This window comes from Serratia sp. 1D1416 (assembly GCF_003641105.1).
In the GTDB taxonomy this organism is placed as follows: Bacteria; Pseudomonadota; Gammaproteobacteria; order Enterobacterales; family Enterobacteriaceae; genus Serratia; species Serratia ficaria.
Genome location: NZ_CP032738.1, coordinates 2,937,875 through 2,959,565, shown reverse-complemented (window position 1 = coordinate 2,959,565; position 21,691 = coordinate 2,937,875). Strand labels below are relative to the sequence as shown.

17 protein-coding genes and 6 pseudogenes are annotated in these 21,691 nt (G+C 57.9%); 8 read left to right on the top strand and 15 right to left on the bottom strand.

The genetic code is table 11. From position 1 onward, the window contains the following. The first annotated feature begins 32 nt into the window (after positions 1 to 32). Together D7I37_RS14335 and D7I37_RS14330 are read left to right on the top strand one after the other, a co-directional pair. Entirely contained in the window at positions 33 to 1,637 is a 1,605-nt protein-coding gene (locus tag D7I37_RS14335) for an MFS transporter (RefSeq protein WP_129543903.1), read from the top strand. A gap of 2 nt (positions 1,638 to 1,639) precedes the next feature. Next, positions 1,640 to 2,668, top strand: coding sequence for an HlyD family secretion protein (locus D7I37_RS14330; RefSeq protein WP_129543902.1), 1,029 nt, complete (start codon positions 1,640 to 1,642; stop codon positions 2,666 to 2,668). Positions 2,669 to 2,725: 57 nt separating this feature from the next. On the opposite strand, the gene rhlE is transcribed toward D7I37_RS14330, so the two are convergent. Next, positions 2,726 to 4,075: an ATP-dependent RNA helicase RhlE gene (gene rhlE / locus D7I37_RS14325; RefSeq protein ID WP_061797787.1), complete on the bottom strand. Its 1,350-nt coding sequence runs from the start codon at positions 4,073 to 4,075 to the stop codon at positions 2,726 to 2,728. A 301-nt stretch (positions 4,076 to 4,376) separates the two neighbouring features. On the opposite strand from rhlE, the gene cecR reads away from it, so the two are divergent. The 6 genes from cecR to D7I37_RS14295 all read left to right on the top strand — a co-directional run bounded on the left by cecR (position 4,377) and on the right by D7I37_RS14295 (position 10,549). Continuing rightward, positions 4,377 to 5,075: a transcriptional regulator CecR gene (gene cecR / locus D7I37_RS14320; protein ID WP_061797789.1), complete on the top strand. Its 699-nt coding sequence runs from the start codon at positions 4,377 to 4,379 to the stop codon at positions 5,073 to 5,075. Positions 5,076 to 5,092: 17 nt separating this feature from the next. After that, positions 5,093 to 6,079 carry a secretion protein HlyD gene (gene hlyD / locus D7I37_RS14315; RefSeq protein WP_129543901.1) on the top strand — a complete coding sequence of 329 codons (987 nt, stop codon included), beginning with the start codon at positions 5,093 to 5,095 and terminating at the stop codon, positions 6,077 to 6,079. A gap of 8 nt (positions 6,080 to 6,087) precedes the next feature. Then, positions 6,088 to 7,824 carry an ATP-binding cassette domain-containing protein gene (locus D7I37_RS14310; RefSeq protein ID WP_061797791.1) on the top strand — a complete coding sequence of 579 codons (1,737 nt, stop codon included), beginning with the start codon at positions 6,088 to 6,090 and terminating at the stop codon, positions 7,822 to 7,824. Further along, a complete protein-coding gene (locus D7I37_RS14305) occupies positions 7,821 to 8,978 on the top strand; it encodes an ABC transporter permease (protein ID WP_095096319.1) in 1,158 nt (385 codons plus the stop codon). Before D7I37_RS14310 ends, D7I37_RS14305 begins: the two co-directional genes overlap by 4 nt. Before the next feature lie 11 nt (positions 8,979 to 8,989). Next, on the top strand, positions 8,990 to 10,096 hold the full coding sequence (locus tag D7I37_RS14300; RefSeq protein ID WP_129543900.1) for an ABC transporter permease: 1,107 nt from the start codon (positions 8,990 to 8,992) through the stop codon (positions 10,094 to 10,096). 276 nt (positions 10,097 to 10,372) lie between these two features. Then, on the top strand, positions 10,373 to 10,549 hold the full coding sequence (locus D7I37_RS14295) for a SymE family type I addiction module toxin (protein ID WP_129543899.1): 177 nt from the start codon (positions 10,373 to 10,375) through the stop codon (positions 10,547 to 10,549). A 28-nt stretch (positions 10,550 to 10,577) separates the two neighbouring features. Here the strand turns inward: D7I37_RS14295 and D7I37_RS14290 are convergent, their stop codons facing one another. From D7I37_RS14290 to D7I37_RS14230, 14 genes and pseudogenes are all read right to left on the bottom strand, one after another. Next, the gene (locus D7I37_RS14290; protein ID WP_129543898.1) at positions 10,578 to 10,841 is read right to left on the bottom strand and encodes a hypothetical protein; all 264 of its coding nucleotides are present in this window, start codon (positions 10,839 to 10,841) and stop codon (positions 10,578 to 10,580) included. Between the two features lie 405 nt (positions 10,842 to 11,246). After that, a pseudogene (locus D7I37_RS27700) lies at positions 11,247 to 11,364 on the bottom strand (RHS repeat-associated core domain-containing protein); the annotation flags it as partial. Positions 11,365 to 11,581: 217 nt separating this feature from the next. Continuing rightward, on the bottom strand, positions 11,582 to 11,809 hold the full coding sequence (locus D7I37_RS14280; protein WP_129543897.1) for a hypothetical protein: 228 nt from the start codon (positions 11,807 to 11,809) through the stop codon (positions 11,582 to 11,584). A 341-nt stretch (positions 11,810 to 12,150) separates the two neighbouring features. Continuing rightward, a pseudogene (locus tag D7I37_RS27695) lies at positions 12,151 to 12,355 on the bottom strand (RHS repeat-associated core domain-containing protein); the annotation flags it as partial. A gap of 81 nt (positions 12,356 to 12,436) precedes the next feature. Then, on the bottom strand, positions 12,437 to 12,826 hold the full coding sequence (locus tag D7I37_RS14270; RefSeq protein ID WP_129543896.1) for an Imm50 family immunity protein: 390 nt from the start codon (positions 12,824 to 12,826) through the stop codon (positions 12,437 to 12,439). Between the two features lie 9 nt (positions 12,827 to 12,835). After that, positions 12,836 to 13,701, bottom strand: a pseudogene (locus D7I37_RS27690) (RHS repeat-associated core domain-containing protein); the annotation flags it as partial. 313 nt (positions 13,702 to 14,014) lie between these two features. Continuing rightward, positions 14,015 to 14,365 carry a hypothetical protein gene (locus tag D7I37_RS14260; protein ID WP_038874581.1) on the bottom strand — a complete coding sequence of 117 codons (351 nt, stop codon included), beginning with the start codon at positions 14,363 to 14,365 and terminating at the stop codon, positions 14,015 to 14,017. Then, a pseudogene (locus D7I37_RS14255) lies at positions 14,365 to 15,645 on the bottom strand (RHS repeat-associated core domain-containing protein); the annotation flags it as partial. The pseudogene D7I37_RS14255 and the gene D7I37_RS14260, both read right to left, overlap by 1 nt. Positions 15,646 to 15,853: 208 nt before the next feature. Further along, positions 15,854 to 16,288 carry a hypothetical protein gene (locus D7I37_RS14250; protein WP_129543895.1) on the bottom strand — a complete coding sequence of 145 codons (435 nt, stop codon included), beginning with the start codon at positions 16,286 to 16,288 and terminating at the stop codon, positions 15,854 to 15,856. Beyond that, the gene (locus D7I37_RS14245; protein ID WP_207205531.1) at positions 16,285 to 16,653 is read right to left on the bottom strand and encodes a hypothetical protein; all 369 of its coding nucleotides are present in this window, start codon (positions 16,651 to 16,653) and stop codon (positions 16,285 to 16,287) included. The genes D7I37_RS14250 and D7I37_RS14245 overlap by 4 nt, the downstream gene beginning before the upstream one ends. Then, positions 16,651 to 16,755: pseudogene (locus tag D7I37_RS27570) on the bottom strand (RHS repeat-associated core domain-containing protein); the annotation flags it as partial. The pseudogene D7I37_RS27570 and the gene D7I37_RS14245, both read right to left, overlap by 3 nt. Positions 16,756 to 16,973: 218 nt before the next feature. Further along, complete coding sequence (locus D7I37_RS14240; protein ID WP_129543893.1) at positions 16,974 to 17,201, bottom strand: hypothetical protein; 228 nt, start codon at positions 17,199 to 17,201, stop codon at positions 16,974 to 16,976. Positions 17,202 to 17,207: 6 nt separating this feature from the next. Then, positions 17,208 to 21,431, bottom strand: coding sequence for an RHS repeat-associated core domain-containing protein (locus D7I37_RS14235; RefSeq protein WP_129543892.1), 4,224 nt, complete (start codon positions 21,429 to 21,431; stop codon positions 17,208 to 17,210). 38 nt (positions 21,432 to 21,469) lie between these two features. After that, positions 21,470 to 21,592, bottom strand: a pseudogene (locus D7I37_RS14230) (DUF1795 domain-containing protein); the annotation flags it as partial. Between the last annotated feature and the right edge of the window lie 99 nt (positions 21,593 to 21,691).

The window sequence follows — 21,691 nt, the reverse complement described above, 5'->3', positions numbered from 1 at the left end:
GCAATACAGTGCATCGCTTATGGAGTCACGCTATGAATGTTCAGCCTGCGCCCGTCGCCGCACCGCATCCTTTCACCCTGCGCCTGGCATTAGGCCTGCTGGGGGTGCTGATTGCCGCCCTGACTTCGGGGCTGAATGACCGGCTAAGCGATCTGGCATTGGCGGATATCCGCGCGGCTATCGGCATCGGTTACGACCAAGGCAGTTGGATCACTTCGGCCTATCAGGCGGCGGAAGTGTCGGCCATGATGGTAGCGCCCTGGTTGGCCGTGACCTTCTCGCTGCGCCGTTTTGCGCTGGTGATGATCGGCGGTTTTGCCGCCGTCGGCGTACTCCAGCCTTTAACGTCGGATCCCTCGCTGTTTATTGCGTTGCGGGTAGTTCAAGGCCTGTTTGGCGGCGCGCTGCCGCCGCTGCTGATGACGGTGGCGCTGCGTTTTTTGCCGCCGGGCATCAAACTTTACGGATTGGCCGCCTACGCGCTCACCGCCACCTTCGGCCCCAACGTTGCGGCGCCGCTGGCGGCGCTGTGGACCGATAATCTGGGTTGGCAGTTTATTTTTTGGCAGGCGATCCCGCTGTGCCTGACCGCCTTTTGCCTGGTGGGCTGGGGGCTGCCGCAGGATCCGTTACGCCTGGAGCGTTTGCGCCAGATAGACGGGTTCGGCATGCTGACCGGCTGCAGCGGCATGGCGCTGTTGATCCTCTCGCTGACGCAGGGAGAGCGGCTCGACTGGTTCAATTCGCCGCTGATTAGCCTGATGTTGCCGGTTTCCCTCGCGCTGCTGGCGGCGTTTTTGGTCAATGAGTGGTTCCACCCCTTGCCGCTGTTCAAACTGCAAATGCTGCAGCGAATCAACCTTTCTTACGGCCTGCTGACGCTGACGGGCGTGCTGATATTGGCGCTGTCCGGCTCACTGCTGCCGTCGTTCTACTTTTCGCAGGTGGCGGGGTTCCGCACCGCGCAATTCGCGCCGCTGGCGCTGGCCATCGGCTTGCCGCAGCTGGTGATAGCGCCGTTTATCGCCGCCCTGTTGAATCTGCGCTGGGTCGACTGCCGCTGGATGTTGGCCGCCGGCGCCGCGCTGATTATCGGCTCTTGCCTGCTGGGCATGCAGTTGACCGACGATTGGGCGCGGCAAAACTTCTGGCTGCTGCAGATTATGCAGGCATTTGGCCAGCCGATGATGATTTTGTCGGTCCTGTTGACCTCCACCAGCACGGTGCTGGCACCGGAAGGGCCCTTCGCTTCGGCGATGTTCAACAGCGTGCGCGGATTTTCCAGCGTGGCGGCGGGCAGCCTGGTCGAGAACTTTATGAGCCATCGGGAAAAGTTTCACTCGCAGGTACTGGTCGATCGCCTGGGTAACCGCCCGTGGCTGATGACCGCCGACACACCGGAGAACGCCGGCGGCAACCTGCCGCTGCTGCCCGACGGCAGCGTCAGCTCCGCGGAAAATCTCAGCCATTTTTCGACGCTGGTCAGGCATCAGGCGACCCTTCTCAGCATCAGCGACGCCTACCTGCTGATTATCGGCTGCGCCCTGCTGTTTATATTGCTGACCGCCTGGCTACCCAAGCGCGTTTATCCGCCACAGACGCTGTTGCCCCTCGTTCCAAACACATCAGGATCATAACCATGAGCTTCACACCTGCAAAACGAACCCTAACCCTGGCGCTGCTGCTGCTGATGCTGCTGGCCGTGGTTTTCTTTGTGCGTTCGGCGCTCAACCGCCACCAGTTTCGCACCGACGACGCCGTGGTGCTCGCCGACTATACGCTGGTGGCGCCGAAGATTTCCGGCTATGTCGGCAGCGTTGACGTCAGCGATAACCAGCAGGTAAAAGCCGGCGACGTGCTGGCCACCCTCGACGATCGCGATTACCGGGTCGCGCTGGAAACCGCCGAGGCCAACCTGCAGATAAGCCAGGCCAAGTTGGCCAGCATTCAGGCCCAGCTGGATCAGCAGCAGGCGAACATCGCTCAGCAGCAGGCGGCCGTCAGCGCCAGCCAGGCCACGCTCAACTATGCGGGCCAGAATGCCGATCGCTACCGCCGGCTGTTGAAAACCGGCACCGTCACCGCCGACGAACAGCAGAAGTCCGCCTCCGTGATGCAGACCGCGGCGGCGCAGCTGAAGCAAAATCAGGCGGCGACCGTCGCCGCGCGCAAAGGCGTCGGCGTGTTGCAGGCCAGCCAAAAGCAGGCCGAAGCGGATATCGCCGCCTCCCAGGCCAGCGTGGATCAGGCGCGGCTCAACCTGTCCTATACCAAGATCATCGCGCCGATCGACGGCACCGTCGGCCAGCGCGCCGTGCGCCAGGGCGCCTGGGTTTCCGCCGGCACGCGCCTGCTGGCGGTGGTGCCGCTGCAGCAAACCTACGTGGTCGCCAATTTTCTGGAAACCCAGCTGGCCAACGTGACCGCCGGCCAGCCGGTATCCGTCAGCGTGGATGCGCTGCCCGGCGTAACGCTGCGCGGCCACGTCGACAGCATCGCGCCGGCGACCGGCGCCACCTTCGCCGCCATCAGCGCCGACAACGCCACCGGCAACTACACCAAGGTGGTGCAGCGCCTGCCGGTGAAAATTCTGCTGGAGCCGAATCAAGCGGCATTGCCCCGCCTGCGCGTCGGCATGTCGGTGGTGCCGGAACTCGAGATGCGCTGATGCGCGCAAAAAAAAAGCCACCGTAGAAACGGTGGCTTGATAGCGAGGGATAACGCCTTATTCAGCCGGTTTGCGGCTGCGCGGGCGGCGCGAAGGCGCGCCCGAACGGCGTTGGCCTTCGCCCTGCGGACGGGCGCCGCCGCCGCGGTTTTCACGCTGGCCGCCATTGCCGCCGCCGTTGCCGGAGCGCTGACCGCCGCCGTTGCCGCGCGGCGCACCGCGCCCGCCGCCCTGGCGGCCGTTGATGATCGGCTCGGCTTTAATGCTCGGATCCGGCTCATAGCCCGGCAGAGCGATACGCGGGATCTCACGCTTCAGCAGGCGCTCGATATCGCGCAGCAGTTTGTGCTCATCCACGCACACCAGTGAAATCGCTTCGCCGGTGCGTTCCGCGCGGCCGGTACGGCCGATGCGGTGCACGTAGTCTTCCGGCACGTTAGGCAGCTCGTAGTTCACCACGTGCGGCAGCTGGTCGATGTCCAGACCGCGCGCCGCGATGTCGGTAGCCACCAGCACGCGGATCTTGCCGTCTTTGAAATCGGCCAATGCGCGGGTGCGGGCGCCCTGGCTTTTATTGCCGTGGATCGCCGCGGCGGTGATGCCGTCCTTGTTCAGCTGTTCGGCCAAATGGTTGGCGCCGTGCTTGGTGCGGTTGAACACCAGCACCTGCTTCCAGTCGCCTTCGCCGATCATCTGCGACAGCAGTTCCCGCTTACGCTTCTTGTCGACGAAATGCACGCTTTGTTCGATCTGTTCGGACGCGGTGTTGCGGCGCGCCACTTCCACCGAGGCCGGGTTGTGCAGCAGCTTGTTGGCCAACGCCTTGATGTCGTCGGAGAAGGTCGCCGAGAACAGCAGGTTCTGACGCTTGGCGGGCAGCTTGGCCAGCACGCGGCGGATATCATGGATAAAGCCCATATCCAGCATGCGGTCAGCTTCGTCCAGCACCAGAATTTCAATTTTGGACAGGTCAACCGCGTTCTGGTGTTCCAGATCCAGCAGGCGACCCGGCGTTGCCACCAGAATATCGACGCCGCCGCGCAGCTTCATCATCTGCGGGTTGATGCTCACGCCGCCAAACACCACCAGCGAGCGCAAGCGCAGGTGTTTGCTGTAGGCATCGACGTTTTCGCCGATCTGCGCAGCCAGCTCGCGAGTTGGCGTCAGGATCAGCGCGCGCACCGGGCGGCGGCCTTTGACCGGGTGGTCATGCTTGCTCAGCAGCTGCAACAGCGGCAGGGTAAAGCCAGCGGTTTTACCGGTACCGGTCTGGGCGCTGGCCATCAGGTCACGACCTTCCAACACGACAGGAATAGCCTGACGCTGAATTGGCGTAGGTTCGCGATAGCCCTGTTCTTCAACAGCGCGCAGAATTTCAGCACTTAAGCCGAGGGTTTCAAATGACATAAAGAGAAAAACTCCAGATCCCCCCTAACCTAACAGTGTTCGGTGCAGTTTCCTGGGAGGATGATCAGACGGGACATTAAGCATGACCACGAGGGATTGGCACAAACTGCAGTGCACCAAGCGGGCGATTGTAGCAGAAGTCGAACAAGAAAAGGCAACTTTAAGGTCTGATAGCACAATATGCCGTAAATTCAGCATTGTCTGAAGAGTGACCATAATAATCCCATGGTTTAAGGTTGCATTTTGCGCAATCTGGCATAAAGTCAATCATACGATTGATTAACTTTTGCGAGCGCGCCTTATGCCTTCATCCGTGAACAATCAAACCGCCGGCCGGGCGCGCGGCGAGCTGGCTCGCCGGCAGCTGATCGCCGCCGCCGTCGAGATGTTCGGCGAGTACGGGCTGCAGGGCGCCACCACCCGCGATATCGCCCAGCGCGCCGGGCAGAATATCGCCGCCATCACCTACTACTTCAACTCCAAAGAGGGGCTGTACCTGGCCGTCGCCCAGTGGATCGCCGACTTTATCCAGCAGGCATTCCGCCCGTTAGCCGAGGAAATCGACCACTTCTGGCAGCAGCCCGCCGAACGGCGCGCACCGGAGCAATATCTGCATTTTCTGCAACGCGGGCTGCTGGCGTTCAGCGAATTGATGACCCAGCCGCACACGCTGAACCTCAGCAAAATCATGTCGCGCGAACAGCTTTCCCCCACCGAAGCCTACCCGCTGATCCACCGGCAGGTGGTGGCGCCGCTGCACGAAAAGCTGTGCCGCCTGCTGGCGGCCTATACCGGCATCGCCCCCGGCTCGACCAAAATCGTGCTGCACACCCATGCGCTGATCGGCGAGGTGCTGTCGTTCCGCGTGGCGCGGGAAACCATCCGCCGCCAGGCCGGCTGGCAGCAGATAGGCGAGCATGAGGCCGCGCAGATCGGCGAAGTGCTGAGCGAACACATTGAGATTCTGGTTAACGGGCTGCGCCGGCGTCACGGCGCATAATGCAGGCAGGGAGTGTTATGAACAAGAAACGCAGTGCCTTGATCGTCGCGGCAACAGTGCTGATCGCCGCCGCCGTTTACGGCTTTTGGTATTACCAACAGCGGCAGGAGCGGCCGCTGACGCTGTACGGCAACGTCGATATCCGCACGGTGAACCTCGGCTTCCGCGTTGGCGGGCGGCTGGCTTCGCTGACGGTGGACGAAGGCGACGCCATCCAGCCGGGCCAGCTGCTCGGCAAGCTGGATGACGCCCCCTACCGCAATGCCTTGCAGCAGGCGGAGGCCAACGTCGGCAGCGCCCGCGCCAAGCTGGCGCTGCTGCAGGCCGGCTACCGCGCCGAAGAAATCGCCCAGGTGCGTTCGGAGATGGCCCAGCGCCTGTCGGCCTTCAGCTATGCCGATAGCTTCCTGAAACGCCAGCAGGGCCTGTGGGCGAAAAACGCCACCTCGGCCGATGCGCTGGAAGACGCCCGCACCGCGCGCAATCAGGCGCAGGCCAACCTGCAGGCGGCCAGGGACAAGCTGGCGCAGTACCTCAGCGGCAACCGGCCGCAGGAAATCGAACAGGCCAGGGCCAGCCTGGCGCAGAGCGAAGCGGCGCTGGCGCAGGCGCGGCTGGATTTGCAGGACACCGCCCTGACCTCCCCCTCCGCCGGCACCCTGCTGACCCGCGCCGTGGAACCCGGCACCATGCTCAGCGCCGGCGGCACGGTGTTTACCCTCTCGCTGACCCAGCCGGTATGGGTGCGCGCCTATGTCAACGAAACCAGCCTGGGCAAAGCGGTGCCCGGCACCGAGCTGGAGATCTATACCGACGGCCGGCCGAACAGGCCGTACCACGGCAAGATTGGCTTCGTGTCGCCCACCGCCGAATTCACGCCGAAAAGCGTCGAAACGCCGGACCTGCGCACCGATCTGGTGTACCGCCTGCGGGTGATCGTCACCGACGCCGACGACGCGCTGCGCCAGGGCATGCCGGTGACCATTCACTTCGCCACCCCCTGAGGATGCTCATGGAACAGGCGCACACTATCGAACTGGAGGCGCTGGAGAAACGCTTCCCGTCGTTGGAAAAACCGGCGGTCGCCAGCCTGACCACCACCTTGCGCAGCGGCGCGGTCACCGGCCTGGTCGGCCCGGACGGCGCCGGCAAAACCACCCTGCTGCGCATGCTGGCCGGGCTGCTGAAGCCCAGCAGCGGCACGCTGCGCGTCGCCGGGCTGGATCCGATCGCTCAGGATCGCCGGCTGCACGCCATTCTCGGCTATATGCCGCAAAAGTTCGGCCTGTATGAAGATCTGACGGTGATGGAAAACCTGACGCTGTACGCCGATCTGCGCGGCGTGGTCGGCGATTTGCGCAGGCAAACCTTCGATCGGCTGCTGGCCTTTACCGATCTCAGCCGCTTCACCGGGCGGCTGGCGGGCAAGCTGTCCGGCGGCATGAAGCAAAAGCTCGGCCTGGCCTGCACCCTGGTGGGCGAGCCGCAGGTGCTGCTGCTGGATGAGCCGGGGGTCGGCGTGGATCCGATCTCGCGCCGCGAGCTGTGGCGCATGGTGCACGAGCTGGCCAACGACGGCATGCTGATCCTGTGGAGCACCTCGTATCTTGACGAGGCCGAGCAGTGCCGCGAAGTGCTGCTGCTCAACGAAGGCGAGCTGCTGTTCAGCGGCGCGCCGCAGGATCTGACCCGGCGCATGGCCGGGCGCACGGTATTGATCGACGCCCCGGCCGGCAGCCACCGCTCCTTGCTGCAGCGGGCGATCTGCCTGCCGGCGGTGACCGACGGGGTGATCCAGGGCAAATACCTGCGTTTGATCCTGAAGCAGGGAGAGGATCATCGGCAGCTGTTGCAGGCCCTGGATCTGCCGAACGCCGAGCTGAACGAGGCGGATCCGCGCTTTGAGGATGCGTTTATCGATCTGCTCGGCGGCGGCCCCCACAGCAAATCGGCGCTGGCGGAGATCATGCCGACCGTCGAGGGCCAACGCGGCGAAACGGTGATCGAAGCCCAGGGGCTGACCAAGAAATTCGGCGACTTCGCCGCCACCGACCACGTGGATTTCAAGGTGCGGCGCGGCGAGATCTTCGGCCTGCTGGGGCCGAACGGCGCCGGCAAGTCCACCACCTTCAAGATGATGTGCGGGCTGCTGGTGCCCTCGGACGGCAAGGCGCTGGTGCTGGGCATGGATTTGAAGACCAGCTCCGGCAAGGCGCGCCAGCATCTGGGCTATATGGCGCAAAAGTTCTCGCTGTACGGCAACCTGACGGTGGCGCAGAACCTGACGTTTTTCTCCGGCGTCTACGGCCTGAACGGTAAGGCGCAGCGCGGCAAAATCGACGAGATGTCGCGCGCCTTTAACTTCGGACCGATCCTCAATCAAACGCCGGACTCGCTGCCGCTCGGCTTCAAGCAGCGGCTGGCGCTGGCCTGCGCGCTGATGCATGAGCCGGATATTCTGTTTCTCGACGAGCCGACCTCCGGCGTCGATCCGCTGACCCGCCGCGAGTTCTGGTTGCACATCAACGGCATGGTCGACAAGGGCGTCACGGTGATGGTCACTACCCACTTTATGGACGAGGCGGAATATTGCGATCGCATCGGGCTGGTGTACCGCGGCAAGATCATCGCCGCCGGTACGCCGGACGACCTCAAACAGCAGGTGGCCCGCGACGATAACCCCAACCCCACCATGGAGCAGGCGTTTATCGAACTGGTGCAGGGCTACGACGAGGAGGAACGAGGGTGAGTGACAACCGGAAGACCCCGCTCGACGACGGCGGCTTTTCCTGGCGCCGGCTGCGTGCGCTGTGCCTGAAAGAGACCCGGCAAATCCTGCGCGACCCCAGCAGCGGGTTGATCGCCTTCGTCATCCCGCTGATGCTGCTGTTTATCTTCGGCTACGGCATCAACCTGGACTCCAGCAAGCTGCGGCTGGGCATCCTGATGGAGCAGCAGAGCGAGGACGCGCGCGATCTGGCCAACGCCTTCGCCGGTTCGCCCTATATCGAACCGACCATCAGCGACAACCGCCGGCAGCTGATCCAGCAGATGCAGGCCGGCACCATCCGCGGGCTGGTGGTGATCCCCAACGATTTCGACCAGCAGATGGCGCGGCCGCACGCCAGCGCGCCGATTCAAATCATCACCGACGGCAGCGAGCCGAATACCGCCAACTTCGTGCAGGGCTATACCCAGGGGGTGTGGCAAGTCTGGCAGCGGCAGCGCGCCGCCGACGCCGGGCGCGAAGACCCGCCGTTGATCGACGTGCAGATGCGCTACTGGTTCAACCCGGCGGCCATCAGCCGCCACTACATCATCCCCGGCGCCATCACCATCATCATGACGGTGATCGGCGCCATCCTCACCTCGCTGGTGATCGCCCGCGAATGGGAGCGCGGCACCATGGAGGCGCTGCTCTCCACCCAGGTGACGCGCAGCGAGCTGCTGTTGTCCAAGCTGGTGCCCTACTACTTCCTCGGCATGATCGCCATGGCGCTGTGCATGGCGGTGTCGGTCTGGGTGCTCGGCGTGCCCTATCGCGGTTCATTATTGATCCTGTTCGTCATCAGCAGCCTGTTCCTCGCCAGCACCCTCGGCATGGGGCTGCTGATCTCCACCGTCACCCGCAACCAGTTCAACGCGGCGATGGTGGCGCTGAACGCCGCCTTTCTGCCGTCGATCATGCTGTCCGGCTTTATTTTCCAGATCGACAGCATGCCGGCCATCGTGCGCGCCGTGACCTACATCATTCCGGCGCGCTACTTCGTCAGCACGCTGCAGACGCTGTTCCTGGCGGGCAACGTCGGCACGGTGCTGCTGATTAACCTGCTGTTCCTGATCGCCTCGGCGGTGGTGTTTATCGGCCTGACGGCCTGGAAGACCCAGCGGCGGCTGGATTAAGGGAGGAAAGCATGTTTCACCGCTTGTGGACGTTAATCATCAAGGAAATGCAGACGCTGCTGCGCGATCCGCAAACCCGCACCATTCTGATTATGCCGGTGATCCTGCAGGTGTTGCTGTTTCCGTTCGCCGCCACGCTGGAAGTGACCAACGCCACCATCGCGGTTTACAGCGAAGACGGCGGGCACGCCTCGGTGGAGCTGACCCAGCGCTTCGCCAAGGCCAAGGCGTTTTCTCACGTGCTGCTGTTGCGCAGCCCGCAGGAAATCAAGACCGCCATCGACAACCAGAGGGCCCTGCTGCTGATCCGCTTCCCGGCGCAGTTCTCGCGCGATATCGCCAGCGGCAACGCCGCGCCGCTGCAGCTGCTGCTCGACGGGCGCAATTCCAACAGCGCGCAGATCGCCGCCAACTACGTGCAGCAGATTGTGCAGGACTACCAGAACGAGCTGATCGACGGCCGCGCCAAACCGAACAACAGCGAGCTGGCGGTGCGCAACTGGTATAACCCGAATCTGGACTACAAGTGGTTCGTGGTGCCTTCGCTGATCGCCATGATCACCACCATCGGCGTATTGATCGTGACTTCGCTGTCGGTGGCGCGCGAGCGTGAACAGGGCACGCTGGAACAGCTGCTGGTCTCGCCGCTGACCACCTGGCAGATATTCATCGGCAAGGCGGTGCCGGCGCTGATCGTCGCCACCTTCCAGGCCTCTATCGTGATGCTGATCGGCATCTTTTTGTATCAGATCCCGTTCGCCGGCTCGCTGCTGCTGTTCTACGCCACCATGCTGATCTACGGGCTGTCGCTGGTGGGCTTCGGCCTGCTGATCTCGTCGCTGTGCGCCACCCAACAGCAGGCGTTTATCGGCGTGTTCGTGTTTATGATGCCGGCCATTCTGCTCTCCGGCTACGTTTCGCCGGTGGAGAACATGCCGGTGTGGCTGCAGAACCTGACCTGGGTCAACCCGATCCGCCACTTCACCGACATTACCAAACAGATTTACCTGAAGGACGCCAGCTTCGGCATTATCTGGCACAGCCTGTGGCCGCTGCTGGTGATTACCGCCACCACCGGCAGCGCCGCCTACGCCATGTTCCGCCGGAAAATCGCATAGTGGGCCCTGGGGTATCCGACAGGCATCGCTACCGGCATCATGAGGGGGCAATCTCAGCAACAGGCTGATTTTCATGGTCTGTATACCTGCGGGGATAGAACCCGCACAGGGTGCCATCGGTCGATCAGCAAGGCAGCAAAGACGTTTTTATCGGATTATGAAAATTTTAATTAGCATCCAAGCATATGTGTTAATCGCTTGAGGAAAGCTTGGCATGCTTCATTTTCATTATCATAAAACTTTTCTTCGGTTCGTTGCCCTCTCTCACTGTAGAAAATGGACCAAATAGACGCTCACCCGCATCTCGACGTGGACTGGATGCGGGATAACGGTGAGTTGTATCTGGCGGGGGATTGGCTGACGCAGTGTGGCCTGACCGGACAACCGCTAGCACTCAGCGTGATGCCCGGTCAGGTGATTATTCGGATGCAACAGGGTAATATATTGGCATAATGACAAGTAAAGTAAGCTAGAAGAACGCTTATGGACAAGCCTTATAAAGGCTTTTCCTAAGTGTATCTAGCTTATTATTCTCATCAATAAGGGGGTTGCCATTTTCACTAAATACAATATCACTTAGCGAACCCACTCCGCCAAATAACCTCTTCACATCATGCATGAATTTTTCAGGATCTTCATCAGCTCTTGAAGATAGAGCATCTAAAGATCTAGCCAAATCGCTTTCATTATTGTTACGTAATAATTCAGCAATAGACTCCAGGTTTTTTTTCACTTCATTTATCATAGCAATGGCCCCTTACCAACAACTTGAATGCCAGGAGTATTCCATGCCTGAGGTATAACAATTTGTTGTATTCCCCCATGTAAAAACCATTTTGAGAACCCACTTCACCAACATATACCTTAGTGCCAGCTGGAAATTTTATTTTAAACACAGAATCAAGTGGGGATTCCCCACCTCCAGGCCATTTAGGTAAAACAGCCTTATCAATTCTTGTTTGAATTACGCTTTGCGGCTTATCTAAACTAAATAACTGACCATATTCACGATTATAAACCCCTGCACGATAAAAATCCGTATCTTGTTTTAAAATAATTTCTTTATATCTACCACCAGAAAACGTACCAGCAAGATCATCACTTAGCGGTCCCAGTTTAACAGCAGAGTATTCACCAGTCACTTTTCCAAGACCACATGCACTCAATCCCAACGGATCCACCCACATCAGCGGGTTCGGCGCATACTGATACAGGTTCAACCCGCTGCGCAGCCCAATCGGATCCTGGGTGGTGAAGCGCCCCACCTCGGACGGAACAGGTTGTCATTAAGAAATATAATTTTTTCATAATTTATCCACTACATTTACCAGGTGTTCATATCACTGCCATATGCCTCTATCCTTGTCCGACCTTCCCCCCTCATGACGTGGATACAGCTTGCCTGTAACACGGAGAGAGGCTCAGTCAGTTTAGTGCTATATACTGTAGCCGGGTAGATTTTAAGCTCACCCGGCTTTCAATTGATCATTTCAGATTTAGCTTGGTGAAAGAAATTACTTCATCTTTACTCATTTCAAATTCTGGGCCAGCATCAATTCCTTTTAAATAATCTACTACATATGAGAGTTCTTCGTCAGGAATGTCATAGTCCAGATAAAATCTATAGGCATAGCCCGCCACTTTAGATGAACTATAATTATCATCAAGAAGACAATTCAATCCCTTTAAAAACAGCGCCCTCGTCTCATTCATACTAAATTACCATCCTATTCCTGTTGCTTTACCTGAAGGAGTTGCGATTCCTGCATCGATATCAGCCTTAGTTGGTGGATAATGGGGCAGGTTTAACACTTCACCACTTTTCATTTTTGGATGAACTCGATTGACCTCTCCTGCATGATTATAAGTCTCTTCCCAAGATCTTACATTCCCTGTTTTAGGATCCCACTCTGTGACATGAGAGCGACCTCTTGTTGGCCCCTGAGTTCTAGCTAATGCCTCTTTGTCATAATAGCGAATGCGACCATCAGGTAGATGTCGAGTATTTACAGCCGTTTTTTGAGCTTTTTCTAAAGCCCTAAACTTTCGGTTCAACTTTGTTGATGGTGAGCAACTTAGCCCCAGCGGATCCACCCACCCCAACGGATTCGGCGCATACTGATACAGGTTCAACCCGCCGCGCAGCCCAATCGGATCCTGGGTGGTGAAGCGCCCCACTTCCGGCTCGTAGTAACGGAACAGATTATAGTGCAGGCCGCTTTCGTCGTCCTGGTACTGCCTGGCGTAGCGCAACGGCTGACGTACTGTGCACCATTGCGCCTGGTCACGCCCTCTACTTCATGATGATCTTTCTTGCTTTATCAGCCCATATGAAATTTACTAGTCCCACCTTTCGTCTATATATGGTGTGATACTTTCTATAGTTAAAAACTTTGCCTTGCAATAAAAATCAAGATCATGATGTTTTATCGTTATTTCAGAAAATTCTTTTAAGGAACTTATTATTGGTGTGCAAAAAAAACCGACTCTTGAACCAGTAACATCCAATTTAATCACATCTCCAAAAGTGACGACTAAACTCAGTGCATTAAAACCTTCCTCATTCCATTTTTCAGGATATTTTTTTGGTATATCTTTGCAATAAAATCTAAATTTTAAATCTGAAAATCTCTCCAATGAAAAATTATCAACTTCAACATCGTTAATATTCAACTCATTATTGAACATGAACTTGATTTTTTCTTTTCCTATCGCATTTTCAAACCACATATCAATACTTTATGGAAAGTTATAGTGACCATGAGTTCCAGAAACACTACCTGTATTCAGGTTGTCAGATGGTCTAACATTAAAATGAGGCTCGGCCCCATGACCAGATGTTGCTTTAGCATGACCTAAACTATGCTCTTAGACTGACCTTTTTATCAGTGAACTCATATTGCCTTGTTTTTACAGGTTGCCCATTAGCATTTAATATTTTTTTATTGCTGCCGTCTAATAAGTCAGGATGTGTAATTGATTTAGGATTCTGACTCATTGGTATTCCAGCATCTCTTTTAGCCTGCCTAAATGCATCTCTTCGACTCAGTCCTTCATAACTGGTTTTTTTTATTAGGCCCACACGCTGTAAGCCCCAGCGGATCCACCCACCCCAACGGATTCGGCGCATACTGATACAGGTTCAACCCGCCGCGCAGCCCGATCGGATCCTGGGTGGTGAAGCGCCCCACCTCCGGCTCGTAGTAACGGAACAGATTATAGTGCAGGCCGCTCTCGTCGTCCTGGTACTGCCCGGCGTAGCGCAGCGGTTGATCGTATTGCGCGCCATTGCGCCTGGCCGCGCCCTCTACCGTTTGCCCCTGCAGCTTGCCGAAGGTGTCGTAGTTGCCAGACCAACGCAGGTTGCCCGCCGCATCGCTCACCTCCAGCGGCGCGCTGTTCAGATCCGTGTGGTACCAATACATCTCCGCCGAACGGCTGTCGCCCGCCTGCTCCAGCGCCGCCAACGGGCTCCACGGGCTGGCCGGATCGTAGCTCCAGCTGCGGCGGCTGCCGTCTGCCCGCTGTTCCTGCAGCAACCGGTAGCCCTGCCACAGGAAACGGGTCGTCTGTTCGGTTTTGCCCTTGTAGCGCGCCGCTTTGCGACTTTTTGATATAGCTCAGGATGTGAAATAGCAACGTCAAAATCACTAGATCCCAGAACTTATTGCTCTTTTTAACATGCTACCGCCCACACCGTTACTGGCCTCACGGTATCACCTTGGTTACAGTGGCCCAGTCGGCGGAACTGAGACATAAAGTGGTACAACTATCAATTAGCCATCGAGGCTATTGAACCTATCAACGTATTGGTTTTCATGGTGTGCACTCCTGCGTGGATAGAATCCACGCAGGAGTGCTATAGGACATTCAGAAAGGCAGCAAAAAATCTTTACTGGAGAGCGAAGGTTATTACACCTAGGAAAACGTGATGAAAGCATCATTCTCCAAGTAATAATTCAATGCTGATATAAGCTCATCCACAGTTGCACTTGGCTTTTGATTCAGTGCACTTCTGAGCACATCCATGAATTGATCTCCATAAAAAAATAGCTCCAACTCATTTTGTTCAACATAGTCAGGATAAACTTCTTCATCATCATCACTAACTTCTGGATAACGTTCGAGATAGCATGTCAGTTCAAGTGTCGCAATTGCCTCGTACTCTTTGGTATAAAGGCAGAAATTATCCTTTATATAGCCCTCTTGAACGATTTTAATAATTAGATCTTCTAGCCTGTAAGGCGTCATATACTCTAGTTCTTTCATTAGCATCCCCCTTTTGATCTTCTCCTGGCTCCGCTTGGCTTAGGATTGCCCGTGGCGCCATCCAGCTTACCTCGTCTTCCGGGCTCTCCTCCTCCCCACATTTCTCGTCCTCCTTTACCCGTAGGATGATAAAGAGCGTGATTGTCTGCATGATCTATACGATCAACCAATACCAAGCGACCAACATCTTCATGATGATGCCATGTTAATACTGGCGGGCTCGAAGCTTTATTCGGGTTTTTCATCCATTCTCCCAATTCCGGGTATCGGCCCAACATATCTCGCCGGAAAGAAGGATCAGCATCCATCCGCGCAATAAACTCTGTGTTTGCACGATTAAATTGAACGGCATCACTGGAGTAAATATTCCCAGGAGCAATGGTATGCTCTTGGAATATATGGTATTTACCGTTATTTGGTCGGTTGGAAAGCCCAAACGGATCCACCCACCCCAACGGATTCGGCGCATACTGATACAGGTTCAACCCGCCGCGCAGCCCAATCGGATCCTGGGTGGTGAAGCGCCCCACCTCCGGCTCGTAGTAACGGAACAGATTATAGTGCAGGCCGCTCTCGTCGTCCTGATACTGCCCGGCGTAGCGCAGCGGTTGATCGTATTGCGCGCCATTGCGCCTGGCCGCGCCCTCTACCGTTTGCCCCTGCAGCTTGCCGAAGGTGTCGTATTGCCCGGACCAACGCAGGTTGCCCGCCGCATCGCTCACCTCCAGCGGCGCGCTGTTCAGATCCGTGTGGTACCAGTATATCTCCGCCGAACGGCTGTCGCCCGCCTGCTCCAGCGCCGCCAACGGGCTCCACGGGCTGGCCGGATCGTAGCTCCAGCTGCGGCGGCTGCCGTCTGCCCGCTGCTCCTGCAGCAGCCGGTAACCCTGCCACACAAAGCGCGTAGTCTGCGCCGCTTTCCCCTTGTAGCTGACCGTCTTGCGCGTGCGGCGCCCCAGCGCGTCGTAGTGATACTGCGCGTCGAACTCGCCCTGCGGCCCGCAGCCGCGCGCCTGTATCAGCCGGTTATCGGCGTCGTAGCGATAGTGCTGCTCATAAATGCCGTTGCGCCGGCTGATCAGGTTGCCCCAGGCGTCGTAACGGTAGAACAACTTCTGCCAATGCGTCAGGCGGTTGTCGGCGACAGGCGCCAGCGGCAGGTGCGTTTCCACGTCGCTGTTGGGGCCTTTTTCCCCCAGCAGGTTATCCGCCATGTCGTACACCAACCGGCTGCCCGGCTTGCCCTGCGCGGGTTCGCGATGCAGCAGCAGGCGGCCTTTGATACAACTAACATCTATTTATTGCGTTTACTCTTGCTATGTTTTCTTTTTAAAGAGCTGGATATTTACTTTTCAACCTTTAATATTCCATCTAATATTTAATGCCGTTCGATAAATATAATAAAAAACGATCCTTTCGTTTTTGTTATTGCTAACTAAATATATTATTTTATGAACAGCAAGACAACGTATATTTTTATTTAAAAATCTAAATTACCACCATTCCCTCTGGGTTCTCCGTATCTATTTCCAATCTAAACCCAGCACTAGACTCGATAACAACCGTTGAATCACCAAATATGGTCGCAGAAACGAATGGATTAGAATTTTCAGAGTAAACAACCCAAATCAGATCTTCTTTACTATCTAAGCAAGCGATAAAACCTTCTGAGCCGTAACTCCCCTCACCAATGCACAAATACCCTCCATCACTCAACTGGATCTTTTTAATTATATCAATGGTCGTGATCTCGTTTTTATTTCTTTCATAAAAACCATGAAAGTCAAAAGAACCTAATTTCAATAGCTTAGGGTTGGGGTAAGAAATAATATCAATTAATTCTGCTCTTCCGTCAGCGAAATACAGAGCATTTTTAATTGGCAGCTCGCCATTTTTCCACAGTTCAACAATTACGCGTTTCATAGTTTACGGACACCTTTTAGGTCAGTATTAGGCCCTTGATTTGGAACAACGCCACCAGCTTTGACATTTCGACGATCTTTAAAACGCTCTTGAAATTTCTGCCAACATGTTTTTCCTATAGAGGGAGAAGGGTGAACCGCATTTGGATCAACTCGTTGAACGGAAACTTTATCAACACCGGCTTCTAATGCAGCATCTAGTCTTCTATTATCATATGTGACTAATTGGCCATCAACTTCTAGTACGTTCAGTGGCGATCTTCCCCAATCCCACTGCCCTTTTTTCATGATGTCGGCATAATCATTTGCAGATATTGTTCTCTGTGAGAAATTGATATCTGACGGATTAACCCACTCAATATTCAACCCAAACGGATCCACCCACATCAGCGGGTTCGGCACATACTGATAAAGGTTCAGTCCGCCGCGCCCCCCTATCGGATCCTGCGTGGTAAAACGCCCCACCTCGGACGGAACAGGTTGTCATTAAGAAATATAATTTTTTCATAATTTATCCACTACATTTACCAGGTGTTCATATCACTGCCATATGCCTCTATCCTTGTCCGACCGTCACCCCCTCATGACGTGGATACAGCTTGCCTGTAACACGGAGAGAGGCTCAGTCAGTTTAGTGCTATATACTGTAGCCGGGTAGGTTTTAAGCTCACCCGGCTTTCAATTGATCATTTCAGATTCAGCTTGATGAAAGAAATTACTTCATCTTTGCTCATTTCAAATTCTGGGCCAGCATCAATTCCTTTTAAATAATCTACTACATATGAGAGTTCTTCGTCAGGAATGTCATAGTCCAGATAAAATCTATAGGCATAGCCCGCCACTTTAGATGAACTATAATTATCATCAAGAAGACAATTCAATCCCTTTAAAAACAGCGCCCTCGTCTCATTCATATTAAATTACCATCCTATTCCTGTTGCTTTACCTGAAGGAGTTGCGATTCCTGCATCGATATCAGCCTTAGTTGGTGGATAATGGGGCAGGTTTAACACTTCACCATTTTTCATTTTTGGATGAACTCGATTGACCTCTCCTGCATGATTATAAGTCTCTTCCCAAGATCTTACATTCCCTGTTTTAGGATCCCACTCGGTGACATGAGAGCGACCTCTTGTTGGCCCCTGAGTTCTAGCTAATGCCTCTTTGTCATAATAGCGAATGCGACCATCAGGTAGATGTCGAGTATTTACAGCCGTTTTTTGAGCTTTTTCTAAAGCTCTAAACTTTCGGTTCAACTTTGTTGATGGTGAGCAACTTAGCCCAAACGGATCCACCCACCCCAACGGATTCGGCGCATACTGATACAGGTTCAACCCGCCGCGCAGCCCAATCGGATCCTGGGTGGTGAAGCGCCCCACCTCCGGCTCGTAGTAACGGAACAGATTATAGTGCAGGCCGCTCTCGTCGTCCTGGTACTGCCCGGCGTAGCGCAGCGGTTGATCGTATTGCGCGCCATTGCGCCTGGCCGCGCCCTCTACCGTTTGCCCCTGCAGCTTGCCGAAGGTGTCGTATTGCCCGGACCAACGCAGGTTGCCCGCCGCATCGGTCACCTCCAGCGGCGCGCTGTTCAGATCCGTGTGGTACCAGTAAATCTCCGCCGAACGGCTGTCGCCCGCCTGCTCCAGCGCCGCCAACGGGCTCCACGGGCTGGCCGGATCGTAGCTCCAGCTGCGGCGGCTGCCGTCTGCCCGCTGCTCCTGCAGCAGCCGGTAACCCTGCCACACAAAGCGCGTAGTCTGCGCCGCTTTCCCCTTGTAGCTGACCGTCTTGCGCGTGCGGCGCCCCAGCGCGTCGTAGTGATACTGCGCGTCGAACTCGCCCTGCGGCCCGCGGCCGCGCGCCTGTATCAGCCGGTTATCGGCGTCGTAGCGATAGTGCTGCTCATAAATGCCGTTGCGCCGGCTGATCAGGTTGCCCCAGGCGTCGTAACGGTAGAACAACTTCTGCCAATGCGTCAGGCGGTTGTCGGCGACAGGCGCCAGCGGCAGGTGCGTTTCCACGTCGCTGTTGGGGCCTTTTTCCCCCAGCAGGTTATCCGCCATGTCGTACACCAACCGGCTGCCCGGCTTGCCCTGCACGGGTTCGCGATGCTGCAGCAGGCGGCCTTCGGCGTCGTAGCCGTAGTGCACCTCGCCGCGCAGCGCATCGCTAACGCCGGCCAGCTCGCCGCGCCCGGTATAGCGGAATGCCCGCCACAGCGCGCCGTCTTCCGGCCGGGTCAGCTTGTCGTGGCCGAAGGCGCTGCTTTGCCAGCTGCGGCGCCCCATTTCGTCATAGCGCCGCTGTTGCTGCAGCGCGCCCTGGCTGCGGCCGGTTTCCCGGTGCAGGCGATCGCGGGTGAACTCGCTCACCACCTGCTGGTTGAATTTGATGGCGCTGGCGTGGCCGGAACCGTAATACAGCCACTGCAGGCGATCGCCCTGCGGCAGGGTCAGCGCCTGCAGGTTGGCCAGCGCATCCCACTGGTACTGCAGCTCGCCGTTTACGCCCTGTTCGCTGAGCAGCCGCCCGGCCGCGTCGTAGCGCATGCTGACGCTGTCTTCCTCGATGCCCTGCGTCACCCCAAGCGCCGTCGGGGTGCGGCTCAGCCGGCTCAGCCGCCCCATGGCGTCAAAGCGATAATGCCATTCCGCGCTGGCGTTGCCGCGCCACGCCAGCTGCCCGGCTTCGTCGAAGCGGAAGCGCTGCACGCGCTGCGTCAGTTCGCCGGCGCCGTCAGGCAGGCCGACCTCGCGATGTTCTTCCAGCAATCCCGCCGCGCCGTAGCGATAATAATTGCTGACCTGGTCCGGCCGCTGTTCGGCCAGCACGCGGCCCACGGCGTCGTAGCTGAATCGATATTCGCCGCCGTTGCCGTTTTCCAACCGCGTCAGCCAGCCCTGCGGGCTGTAGTGATAACGGCGGGTGCGGCCGATGCGGTCGGTCACGCTGCTCGGCAGGCCCAGCGCGTTGTATTGCCAGCGGGTCAGGCTGCCCAACGCATCCTGATGCTCGGCCAGCTGGCCGCGCTCATTCCAGTTGAAGCGCTCTTCGCTGCCGTCCGGCTGGATCAGGCTATGCAGCCGCCCGCCGTGGTCCCATTGGTAGCGGGTCACGTGGCCTTCGGCATCGGTCTGCGCACTCAGCTGGCCCTGAGAGTCATAGGCGTAGGCGGTCACGCTGCCGGAACAGTCGGTATAGCGCGTCAGCAGCCCGCGCGCGTTCCACTCCAGCTTCACTTCGCCGCCCAGCGCATCGATCACCCGGCTCGGCAGGCTCTCTTCGTCATCCGGGTAGTGATAGAACGTGGCGTTGTCCAGCGCGTCCACATAGCGGGTCGGCCGGCCCAGCGTATCCCAGTGCTGGCATTCGCGGCTGCCGTCGGGATAGGTGACGGAGAACAACCGGCCGCTGTTGCGGGAATACTGATAGGTCGTTTTGCGGCCGAGCGGGTCGGTTTCACTCAGCAGGCGGCCGTAGGCGTCCCATTCGCTCTGGCGCTGGGCGCCGCCGGGCAGCAGCACGCTGCACAGCTCGCCGTTTTGATAGATAAAACCGTAGCGCCGCTGGTCGAAGTCGGTGAACTGCGCCACGTTGTCGTCGTCATCCAGCTGCCAGTCCGCCCGCTTGCCGTCTTCGCGGGTGGCGCTGCGGCGGCCACCGGCGAAATCGTAGCTGAAGTCCAGCCGTTCGCCGGCGCTGTTGCGATACGCCACCACCCGCGGCACACCCTCAATCTCCTGCCACAGGTATTCGTTCAGCAGCCCGGCGGCGTCCTGGTGGCTGGCCATCAGGCCGTCGCGCCAGCTGAAACGCCGCGTCACCTCGCCGGCGCGGTTGCTCACCGTCACCAGTTGGCCATGCTCATCGTAGCCATAGTGCGCCAGCGGCAGCTCGCCTTCGGCGGTTTGCAGCGCCACCTCGCTCAGGCGACCGTTCAGGTAGCGGCACGCCAGGCGTTGCCCGCCGCTGTCCACCAGTTCGAGCAGCCGGCCGTCGTCGTCGTAAAACAACGAGCTGGCGTTGCCGATGGCGTCGGTGACCATGCTGAGGCGGCTGGGCTGGTCGCCCGCCAGCGGCGGGTAGTGATAAATCTGTTCGCCGACGTCAAACAGCTGCCAGCTGCCGTCGGCGTTGTGCATCAGCCAGCACTTTTCGGCTTCGCAGTAGGTTTTGTGCCCGCGCGCTACCATCGGGAAGGCAACATAGTCACCGGAAGGCGCGCGCCACACCAGGCCGTCCTGCCAGGTCTGCAGGCTGCTCTCCCAGAACAGGCTCCAGCCGCGCCCCAGCACGCTGTCGCCGGGGTTGCCGCTGCGCCAGTAACGTTGCCAGGCCACCGGCAGGCGCGACGGCAGCACGAAATCGAGTTCGTCCTCGCCGTCGAGGAATTTTTGGCCGCTGACGATATCCACCGGCCGGGCGATGATGCCGGCCGCGGCGGTGGCGGTCATCAAGGTGCCAAAACGGCAGGCGACGCGCCCCAGCTTGTTGATGCCGGGCAGCTTGCCGAGCATCTTGCCCAATGCGCCCAGCTTGCCGACGGCGCCGCCCACGCCGCCCACCAGGCCGGCGAACAGCAGCGTCAGGTCGGAAGCCTTGTACAGCCAGTCCGGCACTTCGGGTTTAATCGGCAGCGTGGTCACCGTGCCGCCGCCGATGAACACGTTGGGCGAGCCTTCCATCACCTGCGCGTCGCAGTTGGTTTTATCCCCCACCCGCGCGGCCGGCTGGCCGTTGATGCTGACCTTGTCGGAGCCCTGCGCCATCTGCATGCTCGGGCCGTCGTCGCTGCACGCCACCTGGCTGACGGTGGCGATGGCCGCCGGTTTGCCGTTGATGAAGACGTTGGGCGAACCGGTGACAATCTTGCCCTTCGGCGTCAGGCTGCCGGCCCCGGCGTCGGCAATGCCGTCACGCGCCGCGGTGGCCGCCTCGCCGGTGAGATAGCCCACCGCCAGGCTGGCGCCGATCAACAGCACGCCCACGCCCACGCAGGATGCCGCCAGGCCGGCGACGAACAGCGCGCCCGCCGCCACCGCGCCGGCGGCGGCGATCAGGCCGCCGACGAGGGTGCCGGCGATCATCCCGGCCAGGGCGTGCGAATGCCCGATGGTATCGCCGACGCGCGCCGCTTCGGTCATGGTAAGTTCCTTTTACGCAGGGTCATCATGATTCAGGCCGCCGGTTGCAACGCAGCGCGGGAAATATTGATCGAGGGGGTAACGTCATCGCCGGCCAGCGGCACGTTGAGGCTACGGTCGCCGTAACCTTCGCTAAAGGCACAACGGGAGAAATCAGGCATCGCAGGATCCTTTTGCTTAACGAAGGCTTAAGCATCGCATAAGAGAAGCGCAAAGGAAAACCCATCAGCTGCCACGAGGGGCCGAGAGCGCCGGTTCCT